Annotated in this window: 15 protein-coding genes; 2 read left to right on the forward strand and 13 right to left on the reverse strand. The window is 67.6% G+C overall.

Annotated elements, in window-relative coordinates; translation table 11 throughout:
- Positions 1 to 22 precede the first annotated feature (22 nt).
- Positions 23 to 673, forward strand: coding sequence for a hypothetical protein (locus tag QZ670_RS04715; protein WP_294252628.1), 651 nt, complete (start codon positions 23 to 25; stop codon positions 671 to 673).
- 53 nt (positions 674 to 726) lie between these two features.
- Here QZ670_RS04715 and queE read toward each other — a convergent pair whose 3' ends face one another.
- The 9 genes from queE to QZ670_RS04760 all read right to left on the reverse strand — a co-directional run bounded on the left by queE (position 727) and on the right by QZ670_RS04760 (position 5,470).
- Positions 727 to 1,359 (reverse strand): 7-carboxy-7-deazaguanine synthase, encoded by a 633-nt coding sequence (gene queE / locus QZ670_RS04720; RefSeq protein ID WP_294252629.1) that lies wholly within the window; start codon positions 1,357 to 1,359, stop codon positions 727 to 729.
- Complete coding sequence (gene queC, locus QZ670_RS04725; RefSeq protein ID WP_294252630.1) at positions 1,356 to 2,048, reverse strand: 7-cyano-7-deazaguanine synthase QueC; 693 nt, start codon at positions 2,046 to 2,048, stop codon at positions 1,356 to 1,358. Before queC ends, queE begins: the two co-directional genes overlap by 4 nt.
- 147 nt (positions 2,049 to 2,195) lie before the next feature.
- A complete protein-coding gene (locus tag QZ670_RS04730; protein WP_294252631.1) occupies positions 2,196 to 2,621 on the reverse strand; it encodes a DUF3617 family protein in 426 nt (141 codons plus the stop codon).
- A gap of 80 nt (positions 2,622 to 2,701) precedes the next feature.
- Positions 2,702 to 3,628: an Hsp33 family molecular chaperone HslO gene (locus QZ670_RS04735; RefSeq protein ID WP_294252632.1), complete on the reverse strand. Its 927-nt coding sequence runs from the start codon at positions 3,626 to 3,628 to the stop codon at positions 2,702 to 2,704.
- Complete coding sequence (locus QZ670_RS04740) at positions 3,625 to 4,164, reverse strand: hypothetical protein (protein ID WP_294252633.1); 540 nt, start codon at positions 4,162 to 4,164, stop codon at positions 3,625 to 3,627. Before QZ670_RS04740 ends, QZ670_RS04735 begins: the two co-directional genes overlap by 4 nt.
- Positions 4,165 to 4,405: 241 nt before the next feature.
- Entirely contained in the window at positions 4,406 to 4,534 is a 129-nt protein-coding gene (locus QZ670_RS04745; RefSeq protein ID WP_294252634.1) for a hypothetical protein, read from the reverse strand.
- 48 nt (positions 4,535 to 4,582) lie between these two features.
- The gene (locus tag QZ670_RS04750) at positions 4,583 to 4,951 is read right to left on the reverse strand and encodes a DUF6481 family protein (RefSeq protein WP_294252635.1); all 369 of its coding nucleotides are present in this window, start codon (positions 4,949 to 4,951) and stop codon (positions 4,583 to 4,585) included.
- A gap of 3 nt (positions 4,952 to 4,954) precedes the next feature.
- A complete protein-coding gene (locus QZ670_RS04755; protein ID WP_294252636.1) occupies positions 4,955 to 5,173 on the reverse strand; it encodes a hypothetical protein in 219 nt (72 codons plus the stop codon).
- Between the two features lie 90 nt (positions 5,174 to 5,263).
- A complete protein-coding gene (locus tag QZ670_RS04760) occupies positions 5,264 to 5,470 on the reverse strand; it encodes a cold-shock protein (protein ID WP_093294641.1) in 207 nt (68 codons plus the stop codon).
- A 231-nt stretch (positions 5,471 to 5,701) separates the two neighbouring features.
- Between QZ670_RS04760 and QZ670_RS04765 the strand changes: the two genes are divergently transcribed.
- Positions 5,702 to 6,493, forward strand: coding sequence for a hypothetical protein (locus QZ670_RS04765; RefSeq protein WP_294252637.1), 792 nt, complete (start codon positions 5,702 to 5,704; stop codon positions 6,491 to 6,493).
- 141 nt (positions 6,494 to 6,634) lie between these two features.
- Here the strand turns inward: QZ670_RS04765 and argF are convergent, their stop codons facing one another.
- The 4 genes from argF to QZ670_RS04785 all read right to left on the reverse strand — a co-directional run bounded on the left by argF (position 6,635) and on the right by QZ670_RS04785 (position 11,825).
- A complete protein-coding gene (gene argF, locus QZ670_RS04770; RefSeq protein WP_294252638.1) occupies positions 6,635 to 7,552 on the reverse strand; it encodes an ornithine carbamoyltransferase in 918 nt (305 codons plus the stop codon).
- Between the two features lie 148 nt (positions 7,553 to 7,700).
- Positions 7,701 to 8,897 (reverse strand): aspartate aminotransferase family protein, encoded by a 1,197-nt coding sequence (locus QZ670_RS04775; protein ID WP_294252639.1) that lies wholly within the window; start codon positions 8,895 to 8,897, stop codon positions 7,701 to 7,703.
- Positions 8,898 to 9,016: 119 nt separating this feature from the next.
- A complete protein-coding gene (locus tag QZ670_RS04780) occupies positions 9,017 to 10,393 on the reverse strand; it encodes a patatin-like phospholipase family protein (RefSeq protein WP_294252640.1) in 1,377 nt (458 codons plus the stop codon).
- Positions 10,394 to 10,454: 61 nt separating this feature from the next.
- On the reverse strand, positions 10,455 to 11,825 hold the full coding sequence (locus QZ670_RS04785) for an HD domain-containing phosphohydrolase (protein ID WP_294252641.1): 1,371 nt from the start codon (positions 11,823 to 11,825) through the stop codon (positions 10,455 to 10,457).
- Positions 11,826 to 11,831: the final 6 nt, after the last annotated feature.

Below are 11,831 nucleotides of genomic sequence, written 5' to 3' on the forward strand. Positions count from 1 at the left end.
CGGTCGGCGTATCACTTTGGGCATGGCTGCCCTCGCGGCAATGTGCGTTTCGGCGCCTGCTTCGGCGCAATTCTTCTTCAAGTCGGTGGATCTTTCGGGTCCGCCGGTCACCGGCACCGAGCCGGGCATGATCGCCCAGGCAATGCCGGGCGCGTCCCCGGCAGAGCTACGGGCAGCGCTGGTATGGAGCCTGCGCGCCGGGCTCAACGTTGCTGCACTGCAATGCAAGTTCGAGCCGACGCTGCTGGCCGACGACAACTATGTCGCCGCCCGCAAAGATCATGATGACGAGTTCAATAAAGCATATGATACGCTCGAGAAATATTTCCTAAAAACCGCGAAGACGAAGAAGGCCGCACAGAACGCGCTCGACGTGTTCTCGACCCGCGTCTATTCGAGCTTTTCCACCGTCTCTGGTCAGCTGTCTTTCTGCCAGACGGCCGCCTCAATCGGCCAGGAGGTGGTGTACGCGCCGCGCGGGACGGTGGGTGATGTGGCGCAACGCCGGATGCGCGAGTTGCGCGAGAGCCTCAAGGCCTGGGGCGAGCAGCATTTCCGCACCCGCCGCGTGACCTTCGTCTGGCCGGTCCTGCGCCCGCTGCCGCAGTTCGGCAACGACAAGTGCTGGCGGAACGGCGAGTACCAGGTACGCAAGTGCGGCTCCCTGGGCTGAATCAAGCCCAAGCCGAAACAAAAAGGGGTGGCCGTCGCGCCACCCCTTTTTCGTTAGCGCAGGCCCAGCAGCTTGTGGGTTTGGAGCGTGAGCCGCCAGCGCGGCCGCTCCATGGCGACTGCAATGGCCGCGCGGGTGTTCGCCTCGGCCTCGGCGCTGTCCATCGGCTGGATCAGGAAATGGGCGAAGTCCCAGCCCTCGATCGCTTCCAGGTCGGTGCCCGGCTGCGGCCAGACCAGCTTGAGCTCGTCGCCGCGCCGCTGCACCACCTCGCTCCCCGCCTTTGGGCTAATGCACACCCAGTCGATGCCGGGATGCACCGGCAGCGTGCCGTTGCTCTCGATCGCGATGCGGAAGCCGCGGGCGTGGAGTGCCTCGACCAGCGCATCGTCGATCTGGAGCATCGGCTCCCCGCCGGTCAGCACCACGAAGCGCTTGTTGTGGCCGGGACCCCAGTGGCCCTCCACCGCCGCGACCAGCGCCGCCGCATCCGCGAACCGGCCACCGCCCAGCCCGTCGATCCCGACGAAATCGGTGTCGCAGAAGCGGCAGACCGCCGTCGCGCGATCTTCCTCGCGCCCTGACCACAGGTTGCAGCCGGCGAAGCGGACGAACACCGCCCTCGCGCCGGCGTTGACGCCCTCCCCCTGCAGGGTGAGGAACATCTCCTTGACGGCGTAGCTCATGGGTGGGTGGCGTAGCGGGTCGGATCGGGCAGCCCGGCTTCCTCGAACCCGCGCGACCGCAGCCGGCAGCTGTCGCACAGCCCGCAGTGCAGCTCTTCGGGCGTCGGATCGTAACAGGACCAGCTGAGCCCCGCGTCGAGCCCCAGCCGGGCCGCCTCGCGGACGATATCGGCCTTGCTCATGTTCTGCAGCGGCGCCTGGATGCGGAAGGGCTCGCCCTCCACACCCGCCTTGGTCGCCAGCTCGGCCAGCTTCTCGAACCCGGCGATGAACTCGGGCCGGCAATCGGGATAGCCCGAATAATCGAGCGCATTGACGCCGATATACAGATCGCGCGCGCCCGCCGCCTCGGCCCAGCCCAGCGCGAGGCTGAGGAAGATGGTGTTGCGCGCCGGAACATAGGTGACCGGAATGTCGCTGCCGACGCCGGTCTTGGGCACGTCGATGTCGGCGGTCAGCGCGGAGCCGCCAAAGGCGCGCAGGTCCAGCGGCAGCACGACATGGCGCTCGGCGCCGAGCATGGCGGCGATCTTTGCCGCCGCGTCCAGCTCGACCTTGTGGCGCTGATTATAGTCGATCGACAGGGCGAGCAGGCGGTGGCCGTCCTCGCGGGCACGCGCGGCGGAGACCATGGAATCGAGTCCGCCCGATACCAGGGCGATGGCAATGCTTTGAGTCATCGGCGGCATGTAGGCGCTTTCGCCGGCAAAAAAATGGCCGCCCCCGAAGGGACGGCCGGAAAGGATAGAAATGGGAAAACCAAACCAGGGAGAGACACCTCCCTGGGGACCTCATCCTTCTATCCTCAACCGGTTAATGAATGGTAACCAACGCGCTCAGGAACAGTCCCCGATGCGCTTTGCGTCATAGGTTTCGGAGAAGGGCTGGCCGTCGATCACGCCCTGCATCTCCACGGTCACCTGGCGCGGCGTGTCGGTGGTGATGCGGGTGAGCATCGTGCCATGGCCGGTGCAGACGCTGCGCACCGTTGCGCGGCTGGCGGCGCTTTCCATCACCACATTCTGGCAGGGCGTGGTGATCTTCTCGGGCCGGAGGATCTGATAGGGGTCGCGCACGCACATCACGCGCTCGTTGCCCTCGCTGTCGCGGGCCGACCACTTGCCCTTCTGGATCAGGTTGATCGCCGGCACGTCCACCGGCCGCGCCGTCGCCGCCGCCGCACCCGGACGCTGCTGCGCCGATGCACTCGCCGTCACCAGCGCCAACCCGACCACCGCCGCCCACAGCACGCCTTTGTTCACCCGTTCAAACTCCTTGTCGGGGACGGCGCCGCTCCCACGGCACCGTCCGCCGAGTCACATATCATAGGAGGATTACGGCTTTACAACGACGGCGGAACGAAATCGGCGAGCGCCACCGGGAACTGCTTTGAGCAGAAGGCGCAATCGACCTTGATCACGCCGCCCTCGTCGGCCATCGCGGCGCGCTCTTCCTCGGGAAACTTGGCGAGCACCTGCTGGATATAGTCCGCCCCGCAGCGGCAGCCGCGCGACAGATCATGCCCGGCGAGCATGCGCACCTCGCTCTCCTCGTTGAACAGCCGCCACACCAGCCCTTCCAGCGGGATCGCCGGATCGGCCAGTTCGTCGGCGCCCATCGTGCCGCCCAGCGCCTCGACGTGCTGCCATTCGGGATGGTCGAGCCGCACGTGCAGCCGCTCGCGCCCCACTTCGCCTTCCGGCAGATGCTGGAGGAACAGGCCGCCGGCGATCACCTTGCCGGTCGTCTTGTCCTTGTGCACGCCGAGGCGCACCAGCGTGGGAATCTGTTCCGACTGGAAGAAATAGCTCTGCGCCGCCTCGGCGATCGAGGCGCCTTCCAGCGGCACGATGCCCTGATAGCGTTCGTTGGTGAGCGCCTGGTCGAAGGTCACCGCCAGATAGCCGCCGTTGAACAGCGCGCTGAGCGACGGGTTCTTGCCGAGCTGGCTCAGCCGCTTGGCATCGAACTGCACATAGCCGCGCAGCTCGCCATTCTTGTAGTCGCACACCATCAGGCTGACGATGCCGCGCTGGGTCTGCGCCTGCAGCGTCATCTGCCCCTCGGCATCCTTGAGCGTGCTGCCGAGCAGCGCGGTGAGAGTCAGCGCCTCGGCCAGCAGCTTCTCGATCGGCGCGGGATAGGCATGGGCCGAGAGGATCTCGTTCAGCACCGGCCCCAGCCGCGCGACGCGGCCGCGGACATGGCGCTCGGGGATGGCAAAGCCGGTCACGCGATCGAGATCGGCGGCGGGAACGGGGTGAGTCACGATACGTCTCCGGCATTCGTTTGCGGCCGCGAGAAGTCGGGGTGACTCCGCGCGTTCCGACGAACGCATTTTCTGGGTTCGGAGGTGTAAATAGGGGCTTTGCGGCGGGAAACAATGCGGAGCAGCGGCGGCGGCGGCGGCGCGAAGCTTAGGAAGTTTAGGCGCTGCGAGGATCTGCTTGGCATGCAGTCGGCATGCAACGATCGAACGCATCTCTCGTGATGGATCGTGACGTCGTAGCCGAGCGGTCGCACATTCTGCCCCCCCACGGTGACTCTCAGCGCACAAGGACTTCTGTCGTCCCGTGGCGGCGCGTCCTCGATGATCCAGCCGGCCCAGCGCTTCGTGCAGGCGATTATCGCTTTATCGGTTTCGCTGCGCGCCACGAACTCTCGGGACGTCGCGTCGAGCGTGCCGAGGCCGCGGTCCAGCGGGTCGGTCCAGGTGCCTGCGCGAACCTTGCCGCCGTAGCACGTGGCAAAGACATGATCGAAATACGCTTCCTTCGCCCTGCCCGAGTAGCTGCCCGCGGCCAAAGACGCGACAACGCCCAAAAGGATGACCACCGCAAAATGTCGTCGCCTGCCTGATCGAAGATACGACAAACCTTGCCCCCGGTTTACCGGACCCGCGCATCGACGGATCTGGCTGAACGAGACGGAAGGTACATGCTATCGCATCGACGCCAAGAGGCGTGCCGCAGGAGGCACCACCAATTTTCTGAGGCAGGAAGGCGAACTGCGATCGAAGGGGACCGCCGAAGCCGCCCCCTCCCTGTCAGGACTTCAGCGTGGTCATCTCGACCGGCTTGCCCTTGGTGCTAGGGTTGGAGGCATTCTGCTTCGGAGGCTTCTCGGCCTTCGGCTTGCGCACTTCCTTGTTCGACTTTTTCTGACCCTTGGCCATCGCTGCTCCTGTCCCCTGCACCGTCACGACCTTGCGGCCGCGATCGGGTCAACGCGCGCGCTTGTTGTTCTTGCGCGCCGCATATCTGGCATCCCGCGCCGCCTTGCGGTCGGCCTCGGTCAGCACCGGCATCGCCGCTGCTGCCGCTGCTGCCGCTGCTGCTGCAGCAGCCTCTGCCGCACGCGCGGCCTCGGCCTCGCTCGCACGCTCGGCTTCGGCGTGTTGCTCGCGCTCGGCCAAGACCGCGGCGCGCTTCTCGGCGTCGGCACGTTCGGCGGCCAGGCGCCGCTCCCTGGCCGCCGCCAGGGTAGCGGCATCCGCCACGGGCCTTGCCCGCAGCTGGGCCAGCGCCTTGCGCTTGGCCTCAGACGCCGCCGTGGCGCGTTCCTGGAAATTCGGGGCTCTATATGCCGCCATCTCTTACAGTCTCCCCATTCTCGTCGGCACGCGCGTCACGGCACCGGCGATTACCTTGCTGCCATAGGCTTTGGCGATGATCGCCGTATCGGCCGCGCTGTTCATCACGACGCGCGTACCGCCCGACTGCAGCGTCTCGATCGCGCTGATCGCGATCTTGCGCTTGGCGCAGGTCGCCACGACGTGGTCCTTCTCCGCGCGCACATTGATTGCTCTGGACATGCCGTTCTACCTTCCCGGAAGCGGGGTCTCCCCCGCCGGATCTTCATGAATTCGGGCGAGCACGACAGCGCCCGCCCGAACGGCCGTGCTTCAGGCGGACTGAAGGTTCACTGCCGAGGTCTTGCCCCGACGATCAGTCTCCAGCTCGTAGGAAACGCGCTGGTCCTTATCGAGCGTGTGCATGCCGGCGCGCTCGACAGCCGAGATGTGGACAAACGCGTCGCCGCCGCCGGTTTCCGGCGCGATGAAGCCATAGCCCTTGTCGTTATTAAAGAATTTCACGGTTCCGGTGATCATATTGGGCATCCTTTGTCCCAGGCATGACGGGCATGCGCCAACAGCGGCGCATCCCGGCTTCGGTGAGGCTAGAAAGGGACAAAGGGAGGAGCCGAGGCGGCCCGATATCCGTCGCATGCGACGTCAGCGCTATCTATAATGGGGTGTCCGGCCGGGATTGTTAGGCGTCCTGTTCAATTTGTTACGCAACCCGTTGCGTCTTGCGACACCTATTTCTTCTATGAAGTAGATATGAAGCTCTCGCTCGCGCCTTTTGCCGCCCTCGCCCCCGCTGCGCGGCCGCGCAGCACCGGGGCGAACGCCGCCACCACCGCGCCGCTCTCCAAGAAAGACGAGATGGCCGCGCGCAAGCTGGAGGAGGCCAAGCAGGCGGTCCAGACGCTGGCGACGATCAAGACCAAGACCAAGGACGACCAGAAGGCACGCGCCGCGCAGAAGGTGCAGGAGCTGAAGGCGCGGCTGCAGGCGCTCAAGATGATCTATGCCGGCGACCCCAAGAAGCTCGCCCGTGCCGCCGCGCAGATCGCGCGCGAGCTCGCCGCGGCGGTGAAGAGCTATACCAGTGCCGGCGGCAGCACGGTCGAGCTGGCGGGCGCGGATAGCGGCGATGCCTCGGCCGGCGCAGCGTCGCCGGCGGCCGAGGCCAAGCCCGACGCGCCTGCCGCAGGTGCGAATGAAGCGACGCCCGCTGCCGAGACCGCCGAAAAGGACAAGGCCCCCGACGAGGCCGACCCGACCAAGCCCGACGCGGCCGCGCTCGGCACGAACAAGGCGGCGGACGAGAAGCGCGCCGCCGATGCCGCGCGTGCCAGGGCCGACGACGATTTCAAGAACGAAGCCCGCGCCCTGGCCCGCGAGCTCAAGGCCGCCTTACGCCGCAAGGACCACAAGCATCGCGACGAGGACCCCCGCGACGGCAGCGACAAGCAATCGGCGGAGCAGGCACTGGCCTCGGTCGAGCAGGCGATCGGCGCGCTGCCGATGGCCGATGTCGTCGCAGTGAGCGCGCTGGCGGGGATCTAAAGCCCCTCCCGCTTGCTGGAGGGATTGGGGGAGGGCCTGACGTTGCGGCGCCGTCTCCAGCGCCACCACATGCTAGACCGTTCTCCCCTCCCCTAGCCCCTCCCGCAAGCGGGAGGGGAACACAGGCTCAAAGGTCTTTCCTCAGAGCTGGCCGAAGCACCAGCGCAGGACCGACTTCTGCGCGTGGAGACGGTTCTCCGCTTCCGGCCAGATCAGCGATTGCGGCCCGTCTATCACCGCGTCGGTGACTTCCTCGCCGCGATGCGCGGGCAGGCAATGGAGGAAGCGGGCGTCGGGCTTGGCGGCGGCCATCAGCGCTTGCGTGACCTGGAAGGGCATCATCGCCTTGAGCTTGGTCTCGGCATGGGCCTGGCCCATCGAGATCCAGGTATCGGTGACGATGATGTCGGCGCCCTCCACCGCCTCGCGCGCGGTGCCGACGACGCGCGCGCGGCCCTTGCCCTTCGCCACGTCGGCGTCGCTCGGCTGATAGCCCTGCGGGCAGGCGGCGACGACGTCGAACTGCATCAGCCCGCCCGCTTCCATGATCGAGGCGAGCACGTTGTTGCCGTCGCCCAGCCAGGCGACCTTGAGACCCGGCAGCGCCTTGCCGTTTTCCAGGATGGTCAGCAGGTCGGCCATGATCTGGCAGGGATGCGAGGCGTCGGTGAGGCCGTTGATCACCGGCACGCTGGCGTATTTCGCCATGTCGATCACCTTCTGGTGGTCGTCGGTGCGGATCATGATCGCGTCGACATAGCCCGAGAGCACGCGCGCGGTATCGGCGATGCTCTCGCCGCGGCCGAGCTGCATCGAGCCGGCGTCCATCACGATGCTGGTGCCGCCGAGCTGGCGGATCGCCATGTCGAACGACACGCGGGTGCGGGTGGAGTTCTTCTCGAAGATCATCGCAAGGGTGTGGCCGGCGAGCGGGGCATCGGCGTCGGGCTTGCCCTTGGGCCAGCCGGCGCGGGCCTGCTTGCGCGCCATCGCGTCGTTCAGCATCGCCGCAATGGCATCCGGGCCGGCATCGGTGAGATCGATAAAGTGGCGGGTCATAACATCCTCCCCGGCACGGGAAGGGGGACCGCGACGCGGAGCGTCGGGGTGGAGGGGGCCCTCCACCAGCGACGCCCTTTGCGGAGAACCCCCTCCACCATGCTTCGCATGGTCCCCCTCCCCGTCCCGGGGAGGATCGGTTCAGTCCTCAGGCCGCAGCCGCGGGCGCGAAGCTGCGCGCACCGGCGCTCAGCTTGTCCACCGCCTCGGCGATGTGGCTCTCGTCGATCACCAGCGGCGGCAGCACGCGGAACACATTCTCGCCCGCGGCCACGGTCAGCAGCCCGTGATGGTCGCGCAGATGAGCGACGAAGTCGCGGCTGACCACCGTGTCCTTCATCTTGATGCCGAGCATCAGGCCCTTGCCGCGGATCTCCTCGAACAGGTGATCATGGTTGGGGATCAGCTGCTCGAACGCCTGGCGAAGGCGCTCGCCCATCCGGGTGACATGCTCGAGGAAGCCGGGCTCCTCCATCACGTCGAGCACCGCCATGCCGGCCGCCATCGCCAGCGGGTTGCCGCCATAGGTGGAGCCGTGGGTGCCGGCGACCATGCCCTTGGCCGCTTCCTCGGTGGCGAGGCAGGCGCCGAGCGGGAAGCCGGCGCCGATGCCCTTGGCCGAGGTCATGATGTCGGGCGTGATGCCGTAATGCTCATAGGCCCACATCTTGCCGGTCCGGCCATAGCCGCACTGGATCTCGTCGAGGATCAGCAGCAGTCCGTGCTCGTCCGCCGCCTTGCGCAGGCCCTGGATGAACTCGGGCTTGCCGGCGGTCATCCCGCCCTCGCCCTGGATCGTCTCGACCAGGAAGCCGGCGGTCTCGTCGTCGATCTTGGCGATCGCACCTTCGAGATCGTTGAACGGCACATAGTCGAAGCCCGGCAGCAGCGGCTCGAACCCGTCGCGCATCTTGCCCTGGTCGGTTGCCGAGATCGCGCCCAGCGAACGGCCATGGAAGGCGTTCTTGAAGGTGATCAGCTTGTGCCGCTGCGGGTTGCCGTTGGCATAGTGGTAGCGGCGCGCGGTCTTGATCGCGCACTCGATCGCCTCGACGCCCGAATTGGTGAAGAACACCGTGTCGGCGAAGCTGTGCTTGAGCAGACGCTCGGCCAGCGCCTCGCCCTGCGGGCTGCCGTAGAGGTTCGACACGTGCATCAGCGTGGCCGCCTGGTCGGCGATCGCCTTGACCAGATGCGGGTGCCCATGGCCCAGCGCGTTGACGGCGATACCGGCGGCGAAATCGAGATAGCGTTCCCCTCGTTCCCCGATCAGGTAGCAGCCCTCGCCTCGCACCGGCCGCACACCGCACCGCGGGTAGACGGGCATGAGCGGGGTGATGGTCATGGGAACGATACTCCTTGACGAAAAAAGGTTGGGGAAACTCCAGAAACGCAAAAGGGCGACCTATCCGGGCCGCCCTCGCGCATATCTAGGGCCGCAGGGGGCCGCAGGTCAACCTGCCTTTATGGCTGTGCTGGCAGGCGGCGATTCCACTGCGCGATTGCGCCGCGCGACCGGCCGTAATCGGCGATGCACGCCATGTAGCGCGGCGAGAATTGCAGCGGCTTGGCAGCAGCGTCGAGCGCCAGCCACGCGGCGCAACTCTTGCCGTTATATTGGTGATCGAGCGGCGCTTCGCCGCCGGCGATGCCGGCAGTGCCGAGATAGGCCATGTCGACCCCGCCGTTCATCGCACTGACCGTCTCCACGCTCGCGGCCGAGAAGCGATAGACCTGAGTCTCCAGCAGCTTCACCACGCGCGCCGCGGCATCGGCGGCGGACCAGCGCTGGCGCGGCCCCTCCCCGCCGCTCCAGCGCGGCGCCTCCATGGTGGTGTTGACCATCAGCGTCACCTGCGCGCGCCCCCCGCCCGCATCCTGGAAGGCGCGCAGCATGGGCTCGAGGAACACGCCGAAGCGCGCGCCGCCGTCCATGTACATCTCGGTGCCGCGGCGGGTGTCGAGCGTGAGCGGCGGCACGCCCGGTGCCACCGAGGACGAGGCGAGCAGGGCATCGACATAGCAGCCCTGGATCCGCGACAGCTCGGCCGGTGCCTCGGTGGTCAGCGCCCGCGCGGCGAGCTCGGTCATGTCGATGGCATAGCCTTCGCCGTCGTCGAGGTTGCTCACCCCGACGAACAGCTGGCGGTTCTGGTCGCGCCATTCGCGGCCGACCGCGCGCAGCGTGCCGATCGTCATGATCTTCAGCAGCCGCGCGCGCAGCGGCCCGAACTGCGCCGCCGAGCCGCGGAACACCGTGCCCAGCGCCGCCCCGCCCTTGCGAACCTGCAGCAGATCGCCTTCGCGCGCGATCGAATAGGCAAGCACCAGGTCGCCGACATTGGAAACATGCGGCCGCACCACGAACCGGCCATCGCCTCCCTGGCCGGACAGCGGGCCGTCGACCCAGCTGTAATCGGTGCGGTCCTCGGGCACCGGCTGGTTGGCGAGGAACAGCAGGGTGCTCTGAAGCGAACCGGTGCTGACCCCGGTGACGATGTCCCAGCTCGGCAGCGTGCCCATCGCGTAGAAGAAGCCCGCGCCGAATGCGCCGTGCTGGCCGCCGCCGCTCAGCGCGAGGAACTGGTCGGCGGGCGGCGTGCCCCGCTTGGCCTGCACCGCGCCCGACCGCAGGCGCCGGCGCTCGCGCAGCACCTCGCCCCAGCGCTCGGCATCGGGCATCGCCTGGAGCCGCATCGGCGCAGGGCCGCCAGGCGTCTGCACGGTAAGCGGCACCAGCTGATAGGCGCAGCCCAGAATCGGCTTCGGCCGCGGCTGGCTGCACCCCGCCAGCGACCATCCTGCCGCGACCAGCAGCAGCACCCAGCCCCAAGATTTCATCGCGACCCCCGTCCTCCGGCCCGCCCCCGCGCGCCGATCCTTCTTCGCTATCGGATAGAAGTTATTCCTTCGTAACGATATCGCGCAATGCCGCGAACACCTCGCCGTCTATCGCCTTGCCGACTTCGGCCGCCATGATGCCCAGCGCCTGCTCCACCGGCAGCGCCGCGCGATAGGGGCGATCGGCGGTGAGCGCGTCGTAGAAGTCGCACACGGTGATGATCCGCGCCTCGCGCGCGATCAGCATCGCGTCGAGCCCCAGCGGATAGCCGCGCCCGTCCAGCCGCTCGTGATGGGCGCCTGCCACCGCCGCCATGTCACGCAGCGGCGCGATGCGCGATAGGATCGCAGTGGTATGCGCGGCATGGCTGCGCATCTCCTCCCATTCGATCTCGTCGAGCTTGCCCGGCTTCTCCAGCACGCGGCTGCTCACCGCCAGCTTGCCGACATCATGGAGCATCGCGCTGCGCTTGAGCGTGCGCAGCTTGGCACCTTCCACGCCCAGCATCTGCCCGAGCGTTTCGGTATAGGCGCCCACCCGACCCGAATGGCCGCCGGTATAGGGGCTCTTGGCGTCGATCACCGCGCCGAAGGCGGCGGCAATGTCATCGAGATAGTCTTCGTCGATCGCGACGCGTTGCTCCTTCGGCTCGAAGGCGCGGACCCGGGCCTCGAGCGCGGGATGGGCAAGGTCCGCCCAGAAGCCAGGCTCGCGCGCAACGAGCACCGCGAAGCACCGCGCGAGCGCCGGATCGAACCAGCTGCCCGCGCGCGCCGCGACTTCCTCGCTCGCCGCCTGCGGGCCGCCCGCGGCATGGAACACGTCCGCGATCTGGGCGAGGAGCGCCAGCTGCGCCGCCAGCGGGATCGCGTCGCCGCGCAGGCCCAGCGGCTTGCCGCTGCCGTCCCAGTGCTCGTCGAGCGCGGCGATCGCCTGCGCCACCGGCTCGGGGAAGCGGAGCTGGCGGGCGATGTCGGCGCCGCGGGTGCAGCGGGTCTGGATCAGATCGGTGACGATGGCGTTGCCGTCGCGCAGGATGGCGAGGATCGCTTTGGCCCGCGCGCCCAGCCGCTCGCCCTGGCCGGTGCGGGTGAAGACATAGCGTAGCGTCGGCCCGAGCCCGACCGCCAGCAGCTTGTGCTCCTGCTTCACCTTGCGGTCGTCGGCGAGATAGAGTTCGGCGATCCGCGCGGCGTTGCTGCTGCAGCCCAGGTCCTTGAGCAGCGTCGCATAATAGACGGTCCGCCGGTCCGCCGCCGACAACCGCAACGCCACCGCCATCCGGCTGGCGATCCAGCAGGCGCGCAGCGAATGGCCGGCGGGCTGCCCCTCGGTCAGGTCTAGCGCGTAGGAAAAGGCACCCAGTATCTCGGCCAGCGAGGTGGTGTCGTCGGACCGGGCGTCGAAATGGGCGGAATCATAGTGCAGCATGGGCGG

Source organism: uncultured Sphingomonas sp. (assembly GCF_913774285.1).
Lineage (GTDB): Bacteria > Pseudomonadota > Alphaproteobacteria > Sphingomonadales > Sphingomonadaceae > Sphingomonas.

Bases quoted from the DNA above. Each gene is read 5' to 3' on its own strand.
- QZ670_RS04755 (WP_294252636.1), bottom strand. From the start codon at position 5,173: ATGTCCAGAGCAATCAATGTGCGCGCGGAGAAGGACCACGTCGTGGCG.
- argF (WP_294252638.1), bottom strand. From the start codon at position 7,552: ATGACCCGCCACTTTATCGATCTCACCGATGCCGGCCCGGATGCCATT.
- QZ670_RS04775 (WP_294252639.1), bottom strand. From the start codon at position 8,897: ATGACCATCACCCCGCTCATGCCCGTCTACCCGCGGTGCGGTGTGCGG.
- queC (WP_294252630.1), bottom strand. From the start codon at position 2,048: ATGCCGCCGATGACTCAAAGCATTGCCATCGCCCTGGTATCGGGCGGA.
- QZ670_RS04780 (WP_294252640.1), bottom strand. From the start codon at position 10,393: ATGAAATCTTGGGGCTGGGTGCTGCTGCTGGTCGCGGCAGGATGGTCG.
- QZ670_RS04750 (WP_294252635.1), bottom strand. From the start codon at position 4,951: ATGGCGGCATATAGAGCCCCGAATTTCCAGGAACGCGCCACGGCGGCG.
- QZ670_RS04745 (WP_294252634.1), bottom strand. From the start codon at position 4,534: ATGGCCAAGGGTCAGAAAAAGTCGAACAAGGAAGTGCGCAAGCCGAAG.
- QZ670_RS04760 (WP_093294641.1), bottom strand. From the start codon at position 5,470: ATGATCACCGGAACCGTGAAATTCTTTAATAACGACAAGGGCTATGGC.
- QZ670_RS04715 (WP_294252628.1), top strand. From the start codon at position 23: ATGGCTGCCCTCGCGGCAATGTGCGTTTCGGCGCCTGCTTCGGCGCAA.
- queE (WP_294252629.1), bottom strand. From the start codon at position 1,359: ATGAGCTACGCCGTCAAGGAGATGTTCCTCACCCTGCAGGGGGAGGGC.
- QZ670_RS04765 (WP_294252637.1), top strand. From the start codon at position 5,702: ATGAAGCTCTCGCTCGCGCCTTTTGCCGCCCTCGCCCCCGCTGCGCGG.
- QZ670_RS04785 (WP_294252641.1), bottom strand. From the start codon at position 11,825: ATGCTGCACTATGATTCCGCCCATTTCGACGCCCGGTCCGACGACACC.